We start from the raw sequence: 22,938 nt of genomic DNA on the forward strand, positions 1-22,938 counted from the left end.
AAACGTCGCCTGTGGATAACGTGCACGAACCCTGTGCTTCCGCCGCTCCGCCCGCAGAACCGGTCAGTTCCGCAGCATGCGGGCGAGCGAATCCGCGCTCGCGGCGAGCGCGTCGTCGAGCGAGAAGTGCCCTGCGGCGCACAGGGTTCCGAGACCGTGCACGAGCCCCCAGACGCCGGTGACGCCGCTCTTGCTGTCCAGCCCCGCGGCGACGGATGCGGTCGACAGCAGCTCTTCGAGCTCGGCGATCAGCGGGGCCATCGTCTCGCTCGGCTCGCCGGGGATGCAGACGGTCGGGTCGTAGATCACGTCGAAGCCGTGCGGATGCTCGACGGCGAAGCGGATGTACGCAGCGCCGCCGTCGATCGCAGCCGATGCCGGGTCGGATGCCGCCTCGATCGCCACGCGCACCGCGGCGACGAGGTCGGCCATGCTCCGCTCGGCGAGCACCTTGAGCAGCCCCCGCCGGTCGGAGAAGTGGTGGTACGGGGCGTTGTGGCTCACATCGGCGGCGCGGGCGACCTCGCGCAGGCTGATCTCCCCCGCCGGCTTCTCGGCGAGCAACTGCATCGCCGCCGCCTCGAGGGCGTGGGCGAGGTCGCCGTGGTGGTACCCGGATCGAGAACTTGACACAAGCAACATTGTTGCCTATCTTGACAGTGTCCACCAAGCTTGACACTGTCAACATAGGAGTCCGCATGCCTTCCGCCCTGATCATCGACGGCCACCCCGATGCCCGCTCACTCACCGCCGAGCTCGCCCGGCGTTACGCCGCAGCGCACGGAGATGCGCGCATCCTCGCGCTGCGCGATCTCGAGTTCGATCCGTCGCTGCGCTTCGGCTACCGCCAGCGCATGGAGCTCGAGCCCGACCTCATCGACGCCAAGCGCGCCCTCGCCGAGGCCGCGACGGTCGTCGTGTTCACGCCGCTCTGGTGGGGGTCGGTGCCGGCCCTGCTCAAGGGCTTCTTCGATCGGGCACTGCTCCCTCAGCAGGAGTACCGCTACTCGAAGCTCGGCCTTCCCGAGGGGCTGCTGCCCGCACGCAACGGACGCCTGCTCCTGCTCGCCGACACTCCGTGGTTCCTCACACCCTTCACGGGTCTGCCCGCGCAGACGCACGTCGCCCGTGGCACGCTGCGGTTCTGCGGCGTCCGCTCGGTGCGCACGACCAGGATGCTGGGCGTCAAAGATGCGAGCCCCGAGCGCATCGCATCGTGGCTGACCCGGGCGGAGTCACTGGGCCGCCGAGACGGCATCCGCGACAGCTCGCGCACCCCGTCGGGGCCCGCAGAGCGTCAGGGATCTCAGGCCATCGCGGCGGAAGCCGCTTCGTCCTCGGTCGTCGCGACGAGCTGACCGCAGGCACCGTCGATCTCCTTGCCGCGGGTGTCGCGGAGGGTCGTCGGAATGCCGGCGTCGTTGAGCCTGCGCACGAACTCGTTCTGGGCCTCACGGGTCGACGAGGTCCAGATCGACCCGGGAGTCGGGTTCAGCGGGATCGGGTTGACGTGCACCCATCCGCGGCCGCGCTCGTTGAGCTTGTCGGCGAGCAGGTCGGCGCGCCAGGCGTGGTCGTTCATGTCCTTGATCAGCGCGTACTCGATCGAGACGCGACGGCCGGTCTTCTCGTAGTAGTACCGAGCGGCATCGAGCGCCTCGTCGACCTTCCAGCGCGAGTTCACGGGGATCAGCTCGTCGCGCAGGTGATCGTCCGGCGCATGCAGCGACAGCGCGAAGGTCACCGGTATGCCCTCGTCAGCGAGCTTCTTGATCGCCGGCACGAGTCCGACCGTCGACACGGTGATGCCACGAGCGCTCATGCCGAGGCCGTCGGGCTGCGGGGCGACCATCGAGCGCACCGCATCCATCACGCGCTTGTAGTTGGCGAGCGGCTCGCCCATGCCCATGAAGACGATGTTCGAGACGCGCTCCATCGAGTGGTCGTCGGACTTCTTGCCACCGAGGCCGCCCTCGGCGATCAGACGGTTGGCGCGGACGATCTGCTCGATGATCTCGGCCGTCGACATGTTGCGCGTGAGGCCGGCCTGGCCGGTGGCGCAGAACGGGCAGTTCATGCCGCATCCGGCCTGCGACGAGACGCAGAGCGTGATGCGACCGGGGTAGCGCATCAGCACCGACTCGACCAGGGCGCCGTCGTGCAGACGCCACAGGAACTTGATCGTGTCTCCGCGGTCGGTCTCGAGGCGACGCACCTCGGTGAGCAGTGGCGGCAGCATGCCGGTGACGAGCTGCTCACGGGTGTCGGCGGGGAGGTCGGTCATCTCCGCGGCATCCGACGTGTAGTGGCGGAAGTAGTGGGTCGAGAGCTGCTTCGCGCGGAAGCCGGGGAGGCCGAGCTCCTTGACCTTCTCGATGCGCTCAGCCGGCGTGAGGTCGGCGAGGTGCACCGGCGGCTTGCCGCGCTTGGGGCTCGCGAACTGCAGCAGCGGGCGCCCCTCGGCATCCTTCTGCTGGGTCCATCCCTCGGTCGCCGGACGCACCTGGGCGACGCCGGTGGAACGGACGGCCCCCGAACGGGACGACGCGGGTGCCGTGGCGGGGCGCGTCTCGCGCGTGCGGGGAGTCTCGGTCATACCTCCAGGGTACGCGGTGCCGGGTGGGAAGGCCCTGGGGCCGGCGCGCCCGCATCCCTAGACTGAGCGAATGGACATCATCATCGCTGTCGGCGCGCTCATCGCAGCTGTCGTCGTCGGAGTGGTGATCATCGGCGCAGCGCTGCGGTCGATGCGCCCCCAGGCGCCCGAGCCCCACGTCTTCACCCCTTCGCCCACGATGGCCCGCTCGGTGGCCTCCACGTCGACGTCGACCGCCTCGGCGTCGCAGCTGACTCCCGCGGCGATCGCCGAGATCGACCGGCTCGTCGCGGCGGGGCACAAGATCAACGCCATCAAGCTCTACCGGCAGCACACGGGCGTGCGCCTGCAGGAGGCGAAGGATCGCATCGACCACTGGTCGGTCAGCACCACGGCCCCGCATCTCGCGGCCGTGTCGAACGCCTCGGCCGTGCACTCGTCGATCACGGCGACGCCGTCGTCGGTGCGCGGGGCACTGCCGGCATCCGTCTCATCGGAGGTCGACCGGCTCGTGTCCGCCGACCAGAAGATCCAGGCGATCAAGCTCGTGAGGGAGCACACGGGCCTGGGACTCAAGGAGTCGAAGGACGTCGTCGAGGCGTGGCCACGACCGCGTCAGTTGTAATTACAGGTTGCGGTCGGGGAGAATGGATGCGATCCCCCACTGAAGGAGCACCGATGTCCGACCGTCTCTCCCGCGCCCGCGCCACCGGCGTCCTCGCCGTGCTCCGCGCGCCCTCCCCCGAGCTCGCGCTCGAGGCGTCCGAGGCGATCATCCGCGGCGGCGTGACCGGCATCGAGGTGACCTTCTCGACACCCGACGCCCCCGCCGTGATCCGCGAGCTGATCGCTCGCCACGGTGATGCCGCGTACATCGGCGCCGGCACCGTCACCACCGCCGAGCAGGCCGCACTCGCCGCCGACGCCGGTGCGGAGTTCCTCGTGAGTCCCGGCACCCTCCCCTCGCTGACGCGCGCGATGCTCGACACCGGCCGCGTCGTGATGACCGGCGCGATGACCCCGACCGAGGTCATGGGCGCGCTCGAGCTCGGCGTGGATGTCGTCAAGATCTTCCCCGCCTCGCTCGGCGGCCCCTCGTACCTCGGCGCATTGCGCGGACCCTTCCCCGACGCCCCGCTGATGCCGACCGGAGGCGTCAGCCCCGACAACCTCGCCGAGTGGTTCCGCGTCGGTGCCGTCGCCGTCGGCGCAGGTGGCGACCTGGCGAACGGCGCCTCGCTCGCCGCCTCCGACTGGGCCGACATCGAGCAGCGCTCGGCTCGATTCGCTGCAGCGCTCGCCGCCGCTCGACGCTGATGTGATCGAACTCGCACCCCTGGCGTGGGCCGCGCTCGGCCTCGCCGCGGTCACGATCGGCATCTCGAAGACCGCGCTGCCCGGTGGCAGCATCCTGGCGATCGCCCTGTTCGCGACCGTGCTGCCCGCGCGCACGTCGACCGCCGCGATGCTCCTGCTGCTCATCGTCGGCGACGTGTTCGCCCTGATCACCTACCGCCGCCATGCGCACTGGCCGACTCTGCTGCGCCTGGCGCCGGCCGTGCTCGCGGGGCTGCTGGCGGGTTTCGCGTTCCTCGCGATCGCGGGCGACGGGATCGTCCGACGAGCGATCGGGGTGATCCTGCTCGCGATGATCGCCGTCACCCTGTGGCGCCGCTGGCGACAGAATCGGGCGGATGCCGTGGCGCCCGCGCCCGGCGGCATCGTGCTCTCGGGCGTCTACGGAACGCTCGGCGGGTTCACCACGATGGTCGCGAACGCCGGCGGCCCGGTCATGTCGATGTACTTCCTCGCGACCCGCACTCCGGTGCAGGTGTTCCTCGGCACCTCAGCCTGGTTCTTCGCGATCATCAACCTCGTCAAGATCCCGTTCCTCGCGGGACTCGGCCTGTTCGAGGGGCACGTGCTGCTGATGGATGCCGTGCTCGCGCCGCTCGTCGTGCTCGGCGCACTGGCCGGCATCCGGCTGGCGAAGCGCATGAACCAGGTGCTGTTCGACCGCATCGTGATCGTCCTGACGATCGCCGGCGCCGTCTACCTGCTGTTCTGAGCCGCCCGCCGGAGCGAGAGCGCCTCAGTCGAGGAAGATGTCGGGGAACAGCCGGTCGTCGGGGGTTCCCGGCACGGCGGCGTACTGCGAGAAGTCGGTGACGCCGTCGGCTTCGAGCACGTCCTCGACGATCAGCGTCTGGCCGGTGTACTCGGCCGCGGGCTTGAGCAGCACGGCGTAGGCGGCATCCGCATAGATGTCGGGCGTGCGGCTCGCGGCCATGACCTTGTCGCCGCCGAGCAGGTTCTGCACTGCGGCGGTGGCGATCGTGGTGCGCGGCCACAGGGTGTTCGCGGCGATGCCGTCACGGGCGAACTCCGACGCGAGGCCGAGCGTCACCATGGTCATGCCGAACTTGGCGAGCGTGTACCCGGTGTGCGCGCCGAGCCACTTCGGCGTGGGGTTCAGCGGCGGCGACAGCGACAGGATGTGGGGGTTCTCCGCGTCCTTGAGGATCGGGATCGCCGCGCGGGACAGCATGAAGGTTCCCCGCACGTTCACGTCCTGCATGAGGTCGTACTTCTTCGCGCCGAGGTCGAGCGAGCGCGAGAGGTCGATGACGCTCGCGTTGTTGATGACGATGTCGATGCCGCCGAACTCGCCCTGCGTCTTCATCACGGCCTCGGTGATGTCGTCGTCGTCACGCACATCGCCGACGATCGGCAGCGCCTGGCCGCCGGCTGCCCTGATCTGCTCGGCCGCCGAGTGCACTGTGCCCTCGAGCTTCGGATGCGGGGTGTCGGTCTTCGCGAGCATCGCGATGTTCGCGCCGTCGGCCGCGGCGCGCAGCGCGATCGCGAGGCCGATGCCGCGGCTCCCGCCGGACATGAGGATGGTCTTGCCTGCCAGTGTGCTCATCGGCCGCCTTCTCGTTTCGAATCGCGTGAATTGCTGTATCCGGTGCTCGAATCGGGTGAGTTGCCCGATTCGAACGCCGCAGGGGTCTACCTCGGTGCCATGCGGATCGCGCCGTCGAGGCGGATCGTCTCTCCGTTGAGATAGCCGTTCTCGACGATCTGCTGCACGAGGGCGGCGTATTCGTCGGGACGTCCGAGGCGCGAGGGGAACGGCACCTGCTGGCCGAGCGAGTCCTGCGCGGCCTGCGGGAGGCCCATCAGCATGGGCGTCTCCATGATGCCGGGGGCGATGGTGCAGACGCGGATGCCGTAGCGGGCGAGCTCGCGAGCGACCGGAAGGGTCATCGCGTGCACGCCGCCCTTGGATGCCGAGTACGCGGGCTGACCGATCTGACCGTCGAAGGCCGCCACGCTCGCGGTGTTCACGATCACGCCGCGGTCACCGTCATCTGTCGGCTCGTTCTTCGCGATCACGGCGGATGCCTGCGAGAGGACGTTGAAGGTGCCGACCAGGTTGATGCGCACGATGCGCTCGAAGTCGGCGAGCACCGCGGGGTTGCCCTCGCGGTCGAGCACCTTGGCCGGCGGGGCGATGCCGGCGCAGTTGACCACGATGCGCAGCGGCGCTGCCGCCTGAGCTGCGGCGACGGCCGCGGCGGCATCATCGGCGCTCGTCACGTCGCCGCCCGCGAAGACTCCGCCGAGCTCGTCGGCGATCTCGGCTCCGGCCGAGGACGGCAGGTCGAGGATCGTGACGACGGCGCCCGCGGCGGCGAGGGTTCGTGCGGTGGCGAGGCCCAGACCGGACGCACCGCCGGTGATGAGAGCACTCGAGCCCTGGATCTGCATGCGGTTCTCCTTCGAAACGTGTGCGACTCAGTGTCAGTTTAGCTGATTCCGAGTTTCAGGCGACACGTCAGGAGTGTGGCCTCCGTCGACAGTGTCGATCCCGAGCCTACGCCGCGCACGCCGAAGGGGCGGAGCCGTCATGGCCCCGCCCCTTCCAGGCGACTCGCGAGATCAGACCTCGATCTGCGCGGCGATGCCCTTCAGCTTGTGACGTGCGAGCGCGAGGTTCGCCGACGCGCTGTTGAGCACCAGGTAGATGAAGAGACCGCTTGCGCCGGTGGCGTTGAGCACGTTGATCAGGTGGTACTGCGAGCTCAGGGTGATGAGGATGTCGTCGATCTCGTCGGTGACCCCGAGGTCTCTCATGGTCGCGAGCTTGGCGCGCACGACGTTCGAGTTGCCGGCCGCGGCGATCCCCAGATCGAACGAGGGGTTGCCGCCCTGGGCGAGGGCCATTCCGCTGCCGTAGTCGACGATCGCGGCTCCCGTGGCGCCCTCGATGGCCAGCAGCTGCTGCAGGGCGTCGTCAAGTGAACTCATGTTGTACTGCTCCTCTATGGTGATGCGTGCGCCGGTGTCGTCGGGCGCGGATGCGGATGCGGATGCCGGCACGGATGACTCGGCGTCCTCACTCCAGATCCACTGCACGAACTGGTCGAGATCCCGTTCACCGGACTCCTGCGACGAGATCGCCGGAGCCTTCGGCAGTCCGAACGCGGTAGCCTGAGCGGCGCCCGGACCGGGCACCTCGGATGCGGACGAGGCGGCGTCGGCATCGCTGCCGTGCCGCCGCCACCACTGCGACCGAGACGAAACGCGCACGAAGACCTCTGGGTGTCGAGTGGGATGGATGATGCGGCCGCCGACGGCGACCGGGACTGACACTAACCGCGCATGGCCTCCGAGAACCGGGAAAATACGTGCATTCCGATATACGTTCAGACACGAGGTGAGCGACCCATGAGCATCCCATCCGCCACGACGGACATCCCGCCGATCGTGCGGTCCCTGGCCGCGGGCGCCACGCTGACGCCGGTGTGGCTGAACGGCATCGGCGGGGTCACATTCCGCACCGACGACGGGCGCTACATCAAGTGGGGGCCGCACGACGCCGAGGCGAACATGCGCGATGAGGCTGAGCGGATGCGGTGGGCACGGCGCTGGATCACGGTTCCCGAGGTGATCGATCAGGGCGAGGACGCCACTCACGAGTGGCTCGTCACCGTCGCGCTGCCCGGCCGCAGTGCGGTGGACCACCGCTGGATCGACGACCCGGAGACCTCGGTGCGCGCCGTCGGCGCAGCCCTGCGGACGATGCACGACTCGCTGCCCGTCGAGCAGTGCCGCTGGACGTGGGACCCGGCCTGGAGGATCGCGAACGCCGAAGAGCGGGGCGTCACCGTGCCCGCCGATCTGCGCGAGCCGCCGCCCGCCGACAGGCTGGTCGTGTGTCATGGCGACGCGTGCATGCCGAACACGCTGCTCGACGATGCCGGTCGACCGCTCGCACATGTCGATCTCGCCGCGCTCGGCACTGCCGACCGCTGGGCCGACATCGCCGTCGCCTCGATGAGCACCGAGTGGAACTTCGGTCCCGGCTGGGCCGACGTGCTCATCGAGGCCTACGGCATCGCCCCCGATCGGGAGCGGCTCGAGTACTACCGGCGACTCTGGAACGAGACCTGAGCCTCAGCCCTTCGGCGCAGAGGCGCCCGGATCGGCATCCGCGGCGGCATCGACGTCGACGTCCTCGTGCAGAACCACCCGGATCTCGGCGATCCGTCGCCGATCGACCGCAGTGACCCGGATCGTCGCCCCAGGCACCTCGACCGAGTCGCCGACCACCGCGAGGCGCCCGAGCATCTCGGTCACGAAACCGGCGACCGTGTCCGACGCGCCTCGGGGCAGGGCGATGCCGGTGATCTCGGCGAAGTCCTGCAGATTCAGGCGCCCGTCGAGAGCGCCGCCGGCATCCTGCATCCGGTCTTCCGTGTCGTACTCGTCGAAGATCTCGCCGACGACCTCCTCGACGAGGTCCTCGAGGGTCACGATGCCGTCGGTGCCGCCGTACTCGTCGACGACGACCGCGATCTGGTGCCCGGCCGCCCGCATGCGGGTCAGGGTCGGCAGCACGCCCGCGGTCGACGGCACGTACTCGACCGGGCGCATGAGGCCGAGCACCTCGCGCGTCGCGTCGTCGGCTGCGGCCTCGAAGAGATCGCGCACGTGCACGAAGCCCACGATGTCGTCGAGCGACGCGTCGATCACGGGGTACCGCGAGAACGGCAGCTCCCTGACCTGCGAGATCGCCTCGGCCAGCGTCGCCGCACCGTCGAGTGCGACGACCTCCGGACGAGGCCGCATGACCTCGCTCACCTGGCGGCCACGCAGCGACAGCACGTCGTCGAGAATGCGTCGCTCATCGTCGGGGAGGCTCTGATGCGTCGCGACGATGTCGCGCAGCTCTTCCTCGCTGAGCTCGTCGGCGGCCTTGTGCGGATCGCCTCCGAGCAGGCGCACCACCGCGTTCGTCGACACCGAGAGCAGCCAGATGACGGGCCGCATGACGGTGGCGAAGCCGTCGAGCACCGGCGCGACGGCGTACGCGAACTGCGCGTTGCGCTGGATCGCGAGGCGCTTGGGCACCAGCTCGCCCAGCACGAGCGAGAGGTACGCGATCACCAGCGTCAGCAGCACGGTCGCCAGCGTCAAGGCCAGCGGCGCCGCGACGCCGAGGTTCTCGAGCAGCGGCGCGACCGACGGGGCGATCGAGGTCGCACCGTATGCCGCCGACGCGAAGCCGGCGACCGTCACGCCGATCTGCACCGCCGAGAGGAAGGTGTTCGGGTTGCGAGCCAGGCTCGCGACCTTCTCACCTCGTCTGCCGCGGGCGGCGATCGCGTTGATCTGGCTCTCACGCAGCGTGACGAGCGCCATCTCGGTCGCGGCGAACACGCCGCCGACGAGGACGAAGACGAACACCAGGGCGATGTTCACCGCGAGGTCGCCCATCAGCGGGTCACCTCACGAGGTGCGGGGGTGCCCGAGGTCATTCGGGCGCCGGATCTGTCGGGGTCTGCGGACGCGTCGGAGCGGCGCGACTGGTTCACGAGTGTTCCTTCTGGGTGTGGGTGGTGCCGGTGTCGGAGGAGGAAGCGGAGGTCGAAGCGGAGGTCACCGTGGAGTCGGCATCCGAGGATCCGGGGAGCGCAGCTGCGGCTTCGGTCTCGAGCGCGGTGCGCTTGTCATCGCGTCGCGTCTTCATGAGGCTCGCGATGGTGGCGACGGCGATGGTCGCGCCGATGAAGACCAGCGAGAACCAGATCGGGATCTCGGGCACCCACAGCAGCGGCTCGCCGCCGTTGATGAACGGCAGCTCGTTGACGTGCAGGGCGTGCATCACGAGCTTCACGCCGATGAAGGCGAGGATGACCGCGAGACCCTGGGCGAGGTACACCAGGCGCTGCAGCAGACCGCCGATGAGGAAGTACAGCTGACGCAGACCCATGAGGGCGAACGCGTTGGCCGTGAAGACGATGTACGCCTCTTCGGTCAGACCGTAGATCGCGGGGATCGAGTCGACCGCGAAGATCAGGTCGACGAAGCCGATCGCGATGATCACGAGGAACATCGGAGTGAAGAAGCGCTTGCCGTCGCGCTGCACGGTCAGGCGATCGCCGTTGTACTCGTCGCTCACCGGCAGGACACGGCGTACGAACCGCATGAAGCGGCCGTTGGCGGGGTCGGACTCGCCGTGCGCGAAGGCCTGTCGGTAGGCGAGGAACAGCAGCAGGGCGCCGAAGAGGTAGAAGATCCACGAGAAGTTCTCGATCAGCGTGGCGCCGAGGGCGATGAACCCACCGCGCATGATCAGCGCGATCACGATGCCGATCATCAGCACCTTCTGCTGATAGATGCGCGGCACGGCGAAGCCGGTCATCACGATCAGGAAGACGAAGAGGTTGTCGATCGACAGCGCCTTCTCGGTGAGGTACCCGGCGAAGTACTCGCCGCCGTAGGTCCAGCCGGACACGGTGCCGATGCCGACACCGAACAGCAGCGCGAGGCCGATGTAGAAGGCAGACCAGCGGGCGGACTCGCCGATGGTCGGCTCATGGGGCTTTCGCACGTGGGCGAAGAACTCGTACACGAAGAAGGCGATCGTGACGGCGATCGTGATGATCCACACGAGAGGCGTGATGTTCAAGAGGTCTCCAGAAGACGTAGGCGTGACGATGTCGACGCCAAGGTCTTCTCCATCCTCGAGAACGAGAACCGGGGACCCGGGATGCAGGGACATCCGTAATGACGAGCCGCCCGTGGTGGAGTACTCCCCTTGGGTTCACTCGATGCTAGCGAATACATCGGCATTCCAGCTATGAGAAAGCTGAGTGGATGCTGCGGGTCTGTCGTTCGTGCGCCTCAGGCGGTCGGACCGAGGATGAAGTTCCACGCACCGGTGAGCACAGCCACAACGATCGCCACCACCGGGATCACCGCCGCGACGACGACCAGCACCGTGTCCCGCCGATCCCACCTCGACTCCCTCGCCCACGAGCGGGGCGCTGTGCCGCCGAAGCCGCGGGCCTCCATCGCGGTGGCCAGGGAGGATCCGCGTCGGATGGCCAGCACGAACAGCGCGAAGGCCATGCCGAGAGCTCGGCGAACCCGCCCTTCGTCGGCGACGCCGCGAGCCCTCCGCGCGAGTGCCAGTGCGCGCCAGTCATCGGCGAGCAGGCCCAGCATCCGCATGCCCGCGAGCGCGCCGACGACGAACCGCGCCGGCAGCTTCACCCGTTGAGCCAGATCGTCGGCGAGATCGGTGGGATCGACCGTGACGAAGAGCACCACGGCCGGCAGCCCGATCGCGAGAACGCGCACGGCGGTCGCTGCGGCGAGGGCGAGCGACCCGTCGCTGACGCGCATGACCAGCCACTCGAAGTGCACCGTTCCGCTGGTCGCGCCGTAGAGCGCGATGGTGACCGCGCTCAGCGGCGCTGCGATCCACAGCACGGCGGTGCGGGTCCAGAACTCCTTGGCCCGCAGGCCGGCGAGAAGGAGCAGCGGGATCTCGAGCAGCAGGGCGACGGATGCCGAGACGACGTCGATCGTCAGCACGAGCGGCAGCGCGATCAGCAGCGCCGCGGCGAGCTTCGCGAGCGCTGAGCGAGGGGCGATCGGCCCCGGTCTCTCGATGCGGGCGGTCAGCGGATCGATCATCGGCCGACCTCCAGGCGCCGCGCATGCAGGGCGTCCAGCACGGCCTCGTCATGGCTGATCGCCACGATCGCCGTGCCCTCGTCACGCAGGCGTGCGATCAGGCCGACGAGTTCGGCCCAGGTCGTGGCGTCCTGCCCGAAGGTGGGTTCGTCGAGCACCAGCATCCGCGGCCGGGTGGCGAGGGCCGCGGCGACCGTGAGCCGCCGCTTCTCCCCGCCGGACAGCGTGTACGGGTTGGCTCCGGAGAGCGAGGTGAGCCGCAGTCGTTCGAGGAGGTCGTCGACACGAGCGGTGATCTGGGGCTCGGAGAGCTTCAGAGCCCGAGGGCCGACAGACAGCTCGTCGCGCACGGTCTTCGCGAGCAGCTGGTGCTCGGGAGTCTGCATGACCGATGCGATGCGGGTGAGCAGCGCGCGCGACGACCAGCGGATGGGGTCGGGCTTCTCTCCGGCGGCGAGCGCGGGCAGAGCCGCGACCCGGCCGTCCTCGGCGGGGATGAGCCCTGCGAGCGTGAGTCCGAGCGTCGACTTTCCTGCGCCGTTCGCGCCGGTGACGCCGAGCACCTCGCGCGCGCGAACCTCGACATCGAACGGCCCGGCGACCGCGAGCCCCCGTCGCCGAGCGACCGTGAGGCCGCGCGCTTCGAGGAGGGTCTCCCCCGGCTGGTGCGCCGGCGCGGGCGGAACGGCGGGCGGGTGGCCGGGAACCCACACACCGGATGCCGCGAGCTCGGCCCCTCGCGCGCCGAGCACCTGCTCAGGGCTCCCGTCGGCGAGGACGACGGTGCCCTCCGGCTCGGCGCCGAGCACGATCACCCGCGTGACGAGCGGCAGCCAGACGTCGATGCGATGCTCGATCACCACGAGGGTGGCGCCCGTGGCGTCGAGGGCGGCGGCGACGGCATCCCGCACGTCCTGCACTCCCTCGGGGTCGAGGTTCGCGGTCGGCTCGTCGAGCAGGATCGCGCCCGGTCGCATCGCCAGCACACCGGCGAGCGCGAGACGTTGCTTCTGACCGCCCGACAGCGCGGCCGTCGATCGATCGAGTGCGACATCGAGCTCGACGGCGTCCAACGCCGCGCGCACCCGCTGCCAGATCTCCTCGCGAGGGACGCCGAGGTTCTCGCAGCCGAATGCCACGTCGTCGCCGACCCTCGCGAGGATCGTCTGCGTGTCGGGGTCCTGCAGCACCATGCCGACTCGACCACGCGCCTGGATGGGCGGCACGCCGTCGACGAGCAGCCCTCCGTGCGTCTCGCCCTCGTCCGCCCCTCCGAGCACCCCGCCGAACCCCTGCAGCAGGGTCGACTTGCCCGAGCCGGAGGCCCCCAGCAGCAGCACCCGCTCGCCCGGTTCGATGCGCAGGTCGACGTCGCGCACCGCCCACCGCAGTCGCGTCGCGTACCGCCACCCCCAGCCGTGGGCTTCGAGGGTGGCGGGCGTCGTGGGCGACCTCACACCCGTGCGGTGACCTCGCGGCCGGCGGCGAACCGGCTGAGGGCTCCCGTCGCCGCGAGTCCTCGGGCGATCAGCCACGCGCCGAGTCCGGCGATCACCGCACCCGAGATGGTGGTCGAGACGATGTAGATGGTCGTGAAGAGCGTGTCTGCTCCGGCGTACCAGAGGATGCGGTCGTTGATGCCGCACGCGAGTCCCGCTCCGGCACCCGCCAGCATCGCGACGGGCAGACGCCAGACGCCGTAGAGGAACACGAGGAAGATCAGTTCGGCACCGAGACCCTGCACGAGGCCCGAGACGATGGTCAGCGGACCCCAGGCGTTGCCGACGAGGGCCGAGATGATCGCGGCGACCAGCTCGGTGTAGAGCGCGGCGCCCGGCTTGCGGATGATCAGCGCGCCCAGCACACCGGCGATGAGCCAGGGGCCGGCGAGCAGGCCCTGCACGCCGGGGAGCAGCGGCTTCAGGATGCTGCTGGGCACCTCGTAGCCGACGTTCCAGAGCAGGAAGATCAGCGCGCACGCGACGGCGATGACGCTGGCGACGACGATGTCGACGACCCGCCAGCGCCAGAGCTCAGGGCGACCGAGGCCCTTCGAGGCGCGCGAGACGGCTGCGGATTCCGTGGTGGATCCGGACGTGGATGTACTCATCAGTGACTCCTCCCTGCGCTGGCATTACCCAGATCAGGTTCGACGGTCGAAGCGCGATTCGCTCCCTCTCAGCCCGGCTCGCCGGACTCCCGTGGTTGTTCTGACGATCTTACCCAGTGACGACACTCACGTCTGCTCCTGTTGCAGCGACACTGATCCCTGCGCGAGTTCGGTACCGTGAGGGGGTGACCGCTCCTGACTCCGCCGAGGCCACCGCCTCCGCCGTTCCTGCGGGCGATGCGTCGACGCCCGATGCGACAGCGCCTCATGCGTCAGCGCCTGCCGGTGCCGCGGCTGACTCGTCGGAGCCCGCCGGTTCGACTGCGGCGCTTCCTGATGCCGACGTCTCGTCGGCCGGCACGACGGGTGCGGCACCCAGATCAGATGCTGACGACGCCCCCGGACTCATCGCTCTCGAGGCGGCTCTCGAGACTCCCGAGACGACTCCCCACGCCCAGTGGGCAGAGGGCGCCAGCGGTGGGACGCCCCTGACGTGGGTCGACGCGGTCGAAGTGGCGCGGCACCCGGCAACCGAGGCGCTCGATGACACGCCTCCCGCCGCGAGCGGCGGCGCACTTCTGACCGGAGCGCATCTGCGCCCGGCGATCACCCGCCCCGGCGTGCTGGTCCCGCTCGGCGTTCTCGTCGGATTGCTCGGCACCTATGTCGGGTCGGCCATGCTGTGGCCGTTGCACGAGGTGGCGCCGACCGTGCAGGCAGTGGAGCTCTCCACGGTCGCCGCGCCCGCAGCCGCCATCACCTGGCCCACCCAGGGAAGCGCCGCCGTGGGAATCGGCGGCATCGGCACGACGTCGTCATCGCTCGATGCGGCGGCGATCGCGAGCGTCACCAAAGTGGTCTCGAGTCTGATGGTGCTCGATCGGATGCCTCTCGCCGTGGGCGAGCAGGGCCCGGAGTTCTCGTTCACGCGGGCGGACAACCTGGCGTACTGGGACTACCGCCGCTCCGACCAGTCGGCGCTCGACGTGCCCGTGGGCGGCACTCTCACCGAGTTCCAGCTCCTGCAGGGAACGCTGCTCGGTTCGGCGAACAACTACATCGACCGTCTCTCTCAGGAGATCTGGGGCTCCCCCTCGGCGTTCACCGCTGCGGCGGAGGTGTGGCTGCGCGACCGTGGCCTCGACAGCATCACGATCGTGACCCCATCGGGGTTCGACGCCCGCAACACGGCCACGCCGGAGTCGCTCGTCGCGCTGGCCGAACTGGCGATGCAGAACCCCGTGTTCGCCGGCATCGTCGGCACTCCGTCTGTCGATCTTCCGGGCGCCGGCACAGTGGTGAACACGAACGGGATGCTGGCGGATCCTGGCGTGGTCGGGGTCAAGACCGGCACGCTCGGCGACAGTTGGAACCTGCTGACCGCGAAGGTCATCACAATCGACGACACGACCGTGCACCTCTATGCGTCGGTTCTCGGGCAGGCCGACGATGAGCAGCGCCTCGCCCAGACCCGTTCGCTGTTCTCGCAGGTCGAGACGGCATTGGAGCAGCAGGCCCCCGCTGTCGCGGCCGGCACGGTCGTCGGCACGGTCACGACGCCGTGGGGCGCGACCGCCGATGTGGTGACGGATGCCGATGCCGACATCGTGCTGTGGAACGGCGCGATGGCCGAGGCCTCGACGGACTTCTCCCTGGGCGACAACCGCGAGTCGGGCGACGAGGTCGGCACGTTGACGAGCTCAGGACCGTTGAACACGGTGACGACGTCGCTGTCGCTCGCCGATGACGTCGATGCCCCGAGCCCGTGGTGGCGCCTGACCCATCCGCTCGAGCTCCTCGGCATCACCGAAGCTCAGCGCTGACGACGGCAGAATGCCCCGCCCCCGGATGAACGGGAGTCGGGGCATTCTGCTTCTCGGCCGTCGTGCGGGTCGGCCGTCGGGCGGATCAGCCCTTCTGGCCCCCGTCGTCCGAGCGTTCGACGACGGACTGTGCCGCAGCGGCTTCGGCGGCAGGAACCTGCGCCCCCACCGAGACCCCGACCTGTGCTGCCGCCGCAGCTTCTTCGGCGTCGCCGCTGACGACGACAGGGGTCGAACCCGTGAGTGCGTCCTCTGCGTCGATGTCGGTGGCTGCCTGCTCGAACTGCGACTGATAGAGGCGCCAGTACGCGCCCTGCGCCGTGATGAGCTCGTCGTGCGTGCCCTTCTCGACGATGTCGCCGTGTTCCATCACGAGGATGAGGTCCGCGTCGCGGATCGTCGACAGTCGGTGAGCGATCACGAACGAGGTGCGTCCCTGTCGCAACGCCGCCATCGCGTGCTGCAGCAGCACCTCGGTGCGGGTGTCGACCGCCGACGTCGCCTCGTCGAGGATCAGGATCGACGGCTGAGCGACGAACGCTCGCGCGATCGTGATCAGCTGACGCTCACCCGCCGAGACGTTCGACGCGTCCTCGTCGAGCACCGTGTCGTAGCCCTCGGGGAGGGAGCGCACGAAGCGATCGACATACGTCGCCTTCGCCGCCTCGAGAACCTCGTCGTCGGTCGCCGTGGAGCGTCCGTATCGGATGTTCTCGCGAATGCTGCCGGCGAACAGCCACGGGTCCTGCAGCACCATGCCGGTGCGTGAGCGCAGCTGCTCGCGCGTGACCTCGGAGATGTCCTGACCGTCGAGCAGGATCCGCCCGCCGTTCAGTTCGTAGAACCGCATGATCAGGTTGACGAGCGTCGTCTTGCCCGCTCCGGTCGGACCGACGATCGCGACCGTCTGACCGGGCTCGACCCGGAAAGAGAGGTCTCTGATGAGCGGACGCTCGGGCGTGTACGAGAACGCGACGTTCTCGAACTCCACGACGCCCTTGCCGTCGGCGAGCTTCGGAGCATCTGCGGCGTCGGCCTCCTGCTCTTCGGTGTCGAGCAGCTCGAACACCCGCTCGGCCGACGCCGTTCCCGACTGCACGACCGCGGCCATTCCACCGAGCTCCGACAGCGGCTGCGTGAACTGCTGCGAGTACTGGATGAACGCCTGCACGTCTCCGAGACGCAGCTGCCCGCTAGCGACCATGAGACCGCCGAGCACGGCGATGCCCACATAGGTGAGACTGCCGACGAAGGTCATCGCCGGCATGATGATGCCGGAGAGGAACTGCGCCTTGAAGCTCGCCTGGAACAGCTCCTCGTTCTCGTCCTTGAACTTCTCCAGCGCATCCTGCTCGCGACCGAAGACCTTGACCAGCGCGTGGCCGGAGAAAGCCTCTTCGACGCGGGCGTTCAGGCGACCGACCTTGCGCCACTGGGTGCCGAAGGCCTTCTGCGACCGAGGGCCGATGACACCGAAGATCACACCCATGAGCGGGAGCGCGACCAGCGCGACGAGCGCGAGCTGCCACGAGATCGAGAACATCAGCACGAGCACTCCCACAACGGTGAGAACGGCCGTGATCGCACCGGACAGCGACTGCTGCATGGTCTGCGTGATGTTGTCGATGTCGTTGGTCACACGGGAGATCAGGTCTCCGCGCTGCACCTTGTCGAAGTACGACAGGGGCAGGCGGTTGATCTTCGCCTCGACCGCTTCGCGAAGGCGCCACATGGTGCGGACCATGATGACGTTGATCACGTAGCCCTGGAGCCAGCTGAGGAAGGCTGCGGTGATGTAGATCGCCAGCACGGCGATGATGACCCAGCGCAGCGCGTCGAAGTCGACTCCGTCACCGACCCTGAAGCTGCCGAGAGCCTCGACCTGGTTGGCGAAGTCGTCCTGCCCGCCCTGACGGAGCGCGGCGACGACATCGTCCTGCGGGGTGCCGGCGGGGAATCCGGGGAAGTCCCCCTTCGCCTGCGCGAGCTGCACCGAGATGAAGCCCTTGTAGATGAGGTTCGTGGCCTCACCGAGCACCTTCGGCGCGGCGACCGTCAGCACGACGCCGACGGCGCCGGCGATCGACACGAGGATGAACCACACGGCCGACGGCTTGAGCAGCCCGATCATCCGACCGAAGCTCTTGCCGAAGTTGTCGGCCTTGCCGGGTGCGACGCTGTCCCAGCCGCCGCCGTCCTGGCGCGCCTTCTCGGCGAGCTCGGCTTCGTACTTCTCTTCTTCGGTCATCTCGGGCTCGACCGCAGTGGTCGCGGCCGTCGCCTTGGCTGCGCGCCCGCGGCGGGTCTGGGGCGTGTTCTGCTCGCTCATGCGTCCACCCCCAGCTGCGATTCGACGATCTCTCGGTACGTGGTGCTCGTCTCGAGGAGCTCCTCGTGCGTGCCGACGCCGACCATGGTGCCCCCTTCGAGCACGACGATGCGGTTCGCATCGGTGATGGACGAGACGCGCTGCGCGACCACGATCTTGGTCACGTGCGGCAGCTCACGCCATAGCGCCTGCCTCAATCGGGCGTCGGTGGTGAGGTCGAGAGCCGAGAACGAGTCGTCGAACACCAGGATCTGCGGCTGACGCACGATCGCGCGGGCGATCGCCAGACGCTGACGCTGTCCGCCCGAGACGTTCGTGCCGCCCTGCGTGATGCGCGATTCGAGGCCCTGCGGCATCTCCTCGACGAAGTCGCGGCCCTGTGCGATCTCGAGGGCATGCCAGAGCTCTTCGTCGGTCGCGTCCTCTCTGCCGTAGCGGAGGTTCGACGCCACCGTGCCGGTGAAGAGGAACGGGCGCTGCGGAACGAGACCGATCGTCGCCCACAGCGATTCGACATCCGCCTCGCGGACATCCGTGCCGCCGACGAGGACGGCTCCGCCCGAGACGTCGAAGAGTCGCGGGATCAACGACACGAGTGTCGTCTTGCCCGCACCGGTCGACCCCACGATCGCGACGGTCTCGCCGGGCTCTGCAGCGAAGCTGATGCCCTTGAGCACGGGAGAGTCGGCCCCGGGGTAGGTGAACTCGACGTCGTCGAAGGCGACCGAGCCGGGCGTCGGGAAGTCGGTGACGCCGTTCGCCGGACGCTCCATGCTCGACTGCGTGTCGAGGACCTCGCCGATGCGCTCGGCCGAGACCGCGGCGCGCGGGATCATGATCGCCATGAAGCTGGCCATGATGACGCCGCCCATGATCTGACCGATGTACTGCATGAACGCGAAGATCGTGCCGACCTGCACCGTGCCACTGTTGACCTCGATGCCGCCGAACCACACGACTGCCACGATCGTGACGTTGAGGATCAGCATGAACAGCGGGAACAGCAGCACGAACAGCGAGCCGACCTTGCGGCCGACCACCATGATGTCGGTGTTGGCTCCGCGGAAGCGCTCTTCTTCGATGCTCTCCCGGACGAAGGCCCGCACGACGCGCACACCGGTGAGCTGCTCGCGCAGCACGCGGTTCACGGTGTCGAGCTTGCCCTGGTAGCTGCGGAACAGCGGAACCATGCGGCTGACGACGAGCCCGGCGACGATCAGCAGCAGCGGCACGGACACGGCGATGAGCCAGCTCAGACCGATGTTCGTCTGCACGGCGAAGATGATGCCGCCGATCGCGAGCAGCGGCGCGGTGACGAGCATGGTGGCGCCCATCATCGCGAGCATCTGCACCTGCTGCACGTCGTTCGTGTTGCGCGTGATGAGGGAGCCTGCACCGAACTGCGACACCTCACGCTCGGAGAATCCGCTGACCTTGGCGAAGACGTCGGCGCGGATGTCGCGGCCCGCACCCATGGACGCACGGGCGGCGAAGTAGGTGGCGATGACCGATGCGATGATCTGCCCGAGCGAGACAGCGAGCATGAAGAGACCGGTGCGCCAGATGTAGTCGGTGTCCGACTGGGCGACGCCCTTGTTGATGATGTCTTCGTTCAGGCGCGGGAGGTAGAGGGTGGCGAGCGCGCTGGCGAACTGGAACACCAGGACGGCCGCGAGCAGCCATTTATAGCGGGCGAGATAACGGAGGAGGATTTTTCCCAGCACAGGCGGACTTTCTAGGAAGGATGAATCGGCGGATCTCCCGACGGGCGGACGCAGGCCGACGATCGCGCACAAGCAAGAGTGGCATGAACTTCGGACATTCGTATCCCCCGATGGGCGGACCTTCGCTGACAGCGAACCATTTGGCCCGCGGCCAGCGGTTTATGCACCGCGGCGAACAACCGCAGATATATCGAAATACCTCAGAAGAGCGAGCGTTCGGGCACGAAATCCCGAGCCTCAGCACCGGCATCCGACGGGAGCTCGGCGATGGTCGCCGGGTTCCACTTCGGATTGCGGTCCTTGTCGACGACCTGCGCGCGGATGCCCTCGACCAGATCGGGATGCTGCGTCACGAACCACATCACGCGGCGGTACTCGCCCTCGAGAGCGGCGCGCAGGTTCGGGAGTCGGCGTGCCTCCCTGACGGCGTCGAGGGTGACGGCGAGTCCGGTCGGCGCCAGGCTCTCGAGCAGGTCCGCGGTCGCCGCGGCATCCGCAGCCTCCTCAGAACGGAGCCGCGACACGGTCTCCGCGATCGTGTCGGACGAGAACGCGCGGTCGATCCATTCGCGTGACGCCGGGAGCGCAGACGGCTCGGGGGTCTCGTCGAACAGCAGCACGATCTCGGCCGGCCCGGTCGGGTCGGCACGATAGGCCAGCGCCTCGCGCAGCGCATCGAGCCGATCGGACGGCACGAAGTGGTCGGCGAAGCCGAGCAGCACCGCATCCGCTCCGTTCATCGTCGAGCCCGTGAGTCCGAAGTACTCCCCGAATCGCCCTGGCATCCGCCCCAGCAGCCACGTGCCGCCGACGTCGGGGGTGAATCCGATGCGCGTCTCGGGCATCGCCAGCCGGGAACGCTCGGTGACGATGCGGATGGCCGCGTGACCCGACAGGCCGACGCCGCCGCCCATCGTGATGCCGTCGGCGATGGAGACGATGGGTTTCGGGTACTCGGCGATCATCGCGTTCAACGCGTACTCGGCGCGGAAGAACTCGGCGGTCTCCTCAGTGCGTCCGGCCACGATCTGCCCATGCAGTGCGCGAACGTCTCCCCCGGCGCACATGCCTCGGTCGCCCGCGCCGTCGATGACGACGATCTGCACATCGGTGTCGTCGCGCCAACGCTCGAGGGCCTCGGTCAGCTGCTGGATCATCCCGGGGTCGAGCGCGTTGATCGCTTCCGGCCGGTTCAGGGTCAGCCTGCCGAGGGCCCCTTCGGTGTGGACGAGGACCCGGGAAGCAGCGCTGGATTCGGTCACGGGTGCCAGGCTACCCGGTCGACGGACCCTTGCATCCGGCCGCGTTCGTAGGGTAAATGCACGATCCTGCGGCTTTTCCGGCAGGATAGACAGAACTGCCCACTGCAACGAGAGGTCGCAGATGCCCGACGGACAGGTGCTCGAGTTCACGCACGTCACGAAGCGCTTCAACGACGTGACGGCGGTGTCCGACTTCTCCGCGCGAGTCGAGCCCGGTGTCGTGACCGCTTTCCTCGGCCCGAACGGCGCCGGCAAGACCACCACCCTGCGCATCCTCCTCGGCCAGGTGCGCGCCACGAGCGGCACCGCCACGATCGGCGGAGTCTCGCATGCAGAGCTGCGTCACCCGCTGCGCACGATCGGTTCCGTCCTGGAGGAGACCGCGTATCGCCCTCGCCGCTCGGCCTCACGCCAGCTGACGATCGCTGCCAAGGCCAACGGCATCCCGCTCTCGCGTGTCGACGAGGTCCTCTCGCTGGTCGGTCTCGAGCACGAGGCTGAAGGTCGCATCGGCAGCTTCTCGCTCGGAATGCGTCAGCGGCTGAGCGTGGCACACGCGCTGCTCGGCGACCCCGGCGCTCTGGTCTTCGACGAGCCGGCCAACGGCCTCGACCCGGAGGGCATCCGCTGGATCCGCCTCCTTCTGCGTCGCCTCGCCGACGAGGGCCGCACGGTTCTCGTCTCCTCGCACGTGCTGAGCGAGATCGAACAGGTCGCAGACCACGTGCTCGTGCTCTCGAAGGGCCAGCTCGTTCTCTCGAGCGGCATCGAGACGCTCGCCGACCCTTCTGCCGGTTCTGTCGTGGTCGACGCGGCGGATCGTGCCGCACTGAAGTCCGCGCTCTCGGCAGCGGGCCTCGAGGTCGAGGTGCTCCGATCGGGTCTCACGGTTCGCGGCAGCAACGCGGGAGCCGTCGGCGCCATCGCGGCATCGGCCGGCATCGCCCTCGCCACCCTGGTGCAGCGCGGCCCCACTCTCGAGGACGTCTTCATCGAGCTCGTCCGCGGCGGCAGGCTCGCGCCGCAGGCCATCACCGCCGCGCCGGTCGATTCCGCAGCGCCGGTCGCGGATGCCGGAGCGCCTGCCGTCGATTTCGCGGCGCCATCCGAGTCGTCGGACGTGGCCGACTCCGACCACGCCGATTCCGAGACCCTTCAGGCGCAGGATGTCGCGGGGTCCGATGTGTCCGAGTTTTATGCAGCTGCGACCGATGCGGATGCGTCGGTTCTCTCCGAATCCGATGCGGACGCGACCGACGCCGCCCGCGCAGAGGCCGACGCGGCGGATGCCGAGGCCGACGACGCGGCTGATGCGGCGGATGCGGCTCGTGACGTCGAGTACGCCGCGGCAGAGCTCCGCTATGCGGCCGATGCCTCGGATGCGAACGACGCGGAAGATGCGGCCGACGTCGCCTCGGAGGCCGCGCATGCGGGCCGCGAGGACGCCCACGGCGATGATGACCCGGCAGGCGGATCGACCGAGCCGCAGACGCCCGCGGACGCCGAAGCGGCGAACGCCCAGCCGTCGTTCGACGACATCCTCTTCGGCACCGCCCCGGCAGACGCGCCGGACGCTCATGCCGCCGACCACACCGACGCCCGCGTCAGCGACGACACCGACGGTCACGTCGCTGACGCGACAGACCAGACTGCGAACGAAGACGGCACCGGCGAGCACTCCGGAGTCGAGTTCTTCGCCGAGGCACACGAGTCCGACGAGTCCGACGAGTCCGACGAATCGTCGGATGACGCGTCGGCTGAAGCGTCTGGCGACGACGACCCTCGTTCGGCTGCCGTCACCTCCATGCTCGCCGCCGCTGCACGCGCGTACTACGAGGACGAGCCCAAGGACTACCCGCTCGGAGAAGTCGACGCATCAGCAGAGGCGGAGACAGAGGCGGATGCCGCTCCCGAGGCGAACGACGGTCGCGAGGGCGAGCACCACGAGGGCGACCACCACGAGCAGCACGAGGGCCAGCACCACGAGCACCACGAGGACGCGCACCACGAGCACCACGAGGGCGAGCACGACCGCTCCTGAGGTCACCCCTCGAGGGCACCGACGCGAACGCCCTCCGCGCCGTGAGGCTGCGGAGGGCG

General features: G+C 68.9%; 20 protein-coding genes and 1 riboswitch. Of the genes, 7 read left to right on the forward strand and 13 right to left on the reverse strand.

What is annotated here, in order from left to right; genetic code table 11:
- Positions 1-63: 63 nt before the first annotated feature.
- The gene (locus tag OPU70_RS06520; RefSeq protein WP_079113663.1) at positions 64-633 is read right to left on the reverse strand and encodes a TetR/AcrR family transcriptional regulator; all 570 of its coding nucleotides are present in this window, start codon (positions 631-633) and stop codon (positions 64-66) included.
- A gap of 65 nt (positions 634-698) precedes the next feature.
- Here OPU70_RS06520 and OPU70_RS06525 point away from each other — a divergent pair, with 65 nt between their 5' ends.
- Complete coding sequence (locus tag OPU70_RS06525; protein WP_455903725.1) at positions 699-1,358, forward strand: NAD(P)H-dependent oxidoreductase; 660 nt, start codon at positions 699-701, stop codon at positions 1,356-1,358.
- Here the strand turns inward: OPU70_RS06525 and rlmN are convergent.
- A complete protein-coding gene (rlmN, locus tag OPU70_RS06530; protein ID WP_194285969.1) occupies positions 1,307-2,596 on the reverse strand; it encodes a dual-specificity RNA methyltransferase RlmN in 1,290 nt (429 codons plus the stop codon). The two genes, OPU70_RS06525 and rlmN, sit on opposite strands and share 52 nt — an antisense overlap.
- A gap of 70 nt (positions 2,597-2,666) precedes the next feature.
- On the opposite strand from rlmN, the gene OPU70_RS06535 reads away from it, so the two are divergent.
- From OPU70_RS06535 to OPU70_RS06545, 3 genes are read left to right on the forward strand one after another with little or no spacing between them, the layout of a single operon-like run.
- Positions 2,667-3,221: a ribosomal protein L7/L12 gene (locus tag OPU70_RS06535; protein ID WP_498557371.1), complete on the forward strand. Its 555-nt coding sequence runs from the start codon at positions 2,667-2,669 to the stop codon at positions 3,219-3,221.
- Positions 3,222-3,274: 53 nt separating this feature from the next.
- Positions 3,275-3,913 carry a bifunctional 4-hydroxy-2-oxoglutarate aldolase/2-dehydro-3-deoxy-phosphogluconate aldolase gene (locus OPU70_RS06540; protein WP_309691632.1) on the forward strand — a complete coding sequence of 213 codons (639 nt, stop codon included), beginning with the start codon at positions 3,275-3,277 and terminating at the stop codon, positions 3,911-3,913.
- Position 3,914: 1 nt separating this feature from the next.
- Positions 3,915-4,664, forward strand: coding sequence for a sulfite exporter TauE/SafE family protein (locus tag OPU70_RS06545; protein ID WP_079113667.1), 750 nt, complete (start codon positions 3,915-3,917; stop codon positions 4,662-4,664).
- A 24-nt stretch (positions 4,665-4,688) separates the two neighbouring features.
- On the opposite strand, the gene OPU70_RS06550 is transcribed toward OPU70_RS06545, so the two are convergent.
- From OPU70_RS06550 to OPU70_RS06560, 3 genes are all read right to left on the reverse strand, one after another.
- Positions 4,689-5,522 carry an SDR family oxidoreductase gene (locus OPU70_RS06550; protein ID WP_042541335.1) on the reverse strand — a complete coding sequence of 278 codons (834 nt, stop codon included), beginning with the start codon at positions 5,520-5,522 and terminating at the stop codon, positions 4,689-4,691.
- Between the two features lie 86 nt (positions 5,523-5,608).
- Positions 5,609-6,370 (reverse strand): SDR family NAD(P)-dependent oxidoreductase, encoded by a 762-nt coding sequence (locus OPU70_RS06555; RefSeq protein WP_455903727.1) that lies wholly within the window; start codon positions 6,368-6,370, stop codon positions 5,609-5,611.
- A gap of 171 nt (positions 6,371-6,541) precedes the next feature.
- Positions 6,542-7,192, reverse strand: a complete 651-nt coding sequence (locus tag OPU70_RS06560; protein WP_228385586.1) for a hypothetical protein — start codon at positions 7,190-7,192, stop codon at positions 6,542-6,544.
- 138 nt (positions 7,193-7,330) lie between these two features.
- Between OPU70_RS06560 and OPU70_RS06565 the strand changes: the two genes are divergently transcribed.
- A complete protein-coding gene (locus OPU70_RS06565; RefSeq protein ID WP_309691642.1) occupies positions 7,331-8,056 on the forward strand; it encodes a phosphotransferase in 726 nt (241 codons plus the stop codon).
- A gap of 3 nt (positions 8,057-8,059) precedes the next feature.
- Here the strand turns inward: OPU70_RS06565 and OPU70_RS06570 are convergent, their stop codons facing one another.
- The 5 genes from OPU70_RS06570 to OPU70_RS06590 form a co-directional block, all read right to left on the reverse strand.
- Positions 8,060-9,382, reverse strand: a complete 1,323-nt coding sequence (locus OPU70_RS06570; RefSeq protein WP_309691644.1) for a hemolysin family protein — start codon at positions 9,380-9,382, stop codon at positions 8,060-8,062.
- Between the two features lie 94 nt (positions 9,383-9,476).
- Entirely contained in the window at positions 9,477-10,577 is a 1,101-nt protein-coding gene (locus OPU70_RS06575; RefSeq protein WP_455903729.1) for a TerC family protein, read from the reverse strand.
- Positions 10,578-10,792: 215 nt separating this feature from the next.
- Positions 10,793-11,590, reverse strand: coding sequence for an energy-coupling factor transporter transmembrane component T family protein (locus OPU70_RS06580; protein WP_042541330.1), 798 nt, complete (start codon positions 11,588-11,590; stop codon positions 10,793-10,795).
- A complete protein-coding gene (locus OPU70_RS06585) occupies positions 11,587-13,047 on the reverse strand; it encodes an ABC transporter ATP-binding protein (RefSeq protein ID WP_498557372.1) in 1,461 nt (486 codons plus the stop codon). The genes OPU70_RS06580 and OPU70_RS06585 overlap by 4 nt, the downstream gene beginning before the upstream one ends.
- Positions 13,044-13,700: an ECF transporter S component gene (locus tag OPU70_RS06590; protein ID WP_042541329.1), complete on the reverse strand. Its 657-nt coding sequence runs from the start codon at positions 13,698-13,700 to the stop codon at positions 13,044-13,046. The genes OPU70_RS06585 and OPU70_RS06590 overlap by 4 nt, the downstream gene beginning before the upstream one ends.
- Positions 13,694-13,803: riboswitch (TPP riboswitch) on the reverse strand. (Overlaps the previous gene by 7 nt.)
- 82 nt (positions 13,804-13,885) lie before the next feature.
- On the opposite strand from OPU70_RS06590, the gene OPU70_RS06595 reads away from it, so the two are divergent.
- The gene (locus OPU70_RS06595; protein WP_498557373.1) at positions 13,886-15,523 is read left to right on the forward strand and encodes a D-alanyl-D-alanine carboxypeptidase family protein; all 1,638 of its coding nucleotides are present in this window, start codon (positions 13,886-13,888) and stop codon (positions 15,521-15,523) included.
- A gap of 85 nt (positions 15,524-15,608) precedes the next feature.
- On the opposite strand, the gene OPU70_RS06600 is transcribed toward OPU70_RS06595, so the two are convergent.
- The 3 genes from OPU70_RS06600 to OPU70_RS06610 form a co-directional block, all read right to left on the reverse strand.
- Complete coding sequence (locus tag OPU70_RS06600) at positions 15,609-17,852, reverse strand: ABC transporter ATP-binding protein (RefSeq protein WP_498557374.1); 2,244 nt, start codon at positions 17,850-17,852, stop codon at positions 15,609-15,611.
- Positions 17,849-19,576: an ABC transporter ATP-binding protein gene (locus OPU70_RS06605; RefSeq protein ID WP_079113675.1), complete on the reverse strand. Its 1,728-nt coding sequence runs from the start codon at positions 19,574-19,576 to the stop codon at positions 17,849-17,851. Before OPU70_RS06605 ends, OPU70_RS06600 begins: the two co-directional genes overlap by 4 nt.
- A 200-nt stretch (positions 19,577-19,776) precedes the next feature.
- A complete protein-coding gene (locus tag OPU70_RS06610; RefSeq protein ID WP_498557375.1) occupies positions 19,777-20,838 on the reverse strand; it encodes an enoyl-CoA hydratase/isomerase family protein in 1,062 nt (353 codons plus the stop codon).
- A gap of 121 nt (positions 20,839-20,959) precedes the next feature.
- On the opposite strand from OPU70_RS06610, the gene OPU70_RS06615 reads away from it, so the two are divergent.
- Complete coding sequence (locus OPU70_RS06615) at positions 20,960-22,879, forward strand: ATP-binding cassette domain-containing protein (protein WP_498557376.1); 1,920 nt, start codon at positions 20,960-20,962, stop codon at positions 22,877-22,879.
- Positions 22,880-22,938 lie beyond the last annotated feature (59 nt).

The sequence above is a fragment of the Microbacterium sp. SWDP-B6 genome (assembly GCF_059803615.1).

Coding starts and splice junctions, on each gene's coding strand:
- OPU70_RS06525 (WP_455903725.1), top strand. CDS start 699: ATGCCTTCCGCCCTGATCATCGACGGCCACCCCGATGCCCGCTCACTC.
- OPU70_RS06615 (WP_498557376.1), top strand. CDS start 20,960: ATGCCCGACGGACAGGTGCTCGAGTTCACGCACGTCACGAAGCGCTTC.
- rlmN (WP_194285969.1), bottom strand. CDS start 2,596: ATGACCGAGACTCCCCGCACGCGCGAGACGCGCCCCGCCACGGCACCC.
- OPU70_RS06590 (WP_042541329.1), bottom strand. CDS start 13,700: ATGAGTACATCCACGTCCGGATCCACCACGGAATCCGCAGCCGTCTCG.
- OPU70_RS06600 (WP_498557374.1), bottom strand. CDS start 17,852: ATGAGCGAGCAGAACACGCCCCAGACCCGCCGCGGGCGCGCAGCCAAG.
- OPU70_RS06535 (WP_498557371.1), top strand. CDS start 2,667: ATGGACATCATCATCGCTGTCGGCGCGCTCATCGCAGCTGTCGTCGTC.
- OPU70_RS06570 (WP_309691644.1), bottom strand. CDS start 9,382: ATGGGCGACCTCGCGGTGAACATCGCCCTGGTGTTCGTCTTCGTCCTC.
- OPU70_RS06550 (WP_042541335.1), bottom strand. CDS start 5,522: ATGAGCACACTGGCAGGCAAGACCATCCTCATGTCCGGCGGGAGCCGC.
- OPU70_RS06555 (WP_455903727.1), bottom strand. CDS start 6,370: ATGCAGATCCAGGGCTCGAGTGCTCTCATCACCGGCGGTGCGTCCGGT.
- OPU70_RS06565 (WP_309691642.1), top strand. CDS start 7,331: ATGAGCATCCCATCCGCCACGACGGACATCCCGCCGATCGTGCGGTCC.
- OPU70_RS06540 (WP_309691632.1), top strand. CDS start 3,275: ATGTCCGACCGTCTCTCCCGCGCCCGCGCCACCGGCGTCCTCGCCGTG.
- OPU70_RS06580 (WP_042541330.1), bottom strand. CDS start 11,590: ATGATCGATCCGCTGACCGCCCGCATCGAGAGACCGGGGCCGATCGCC.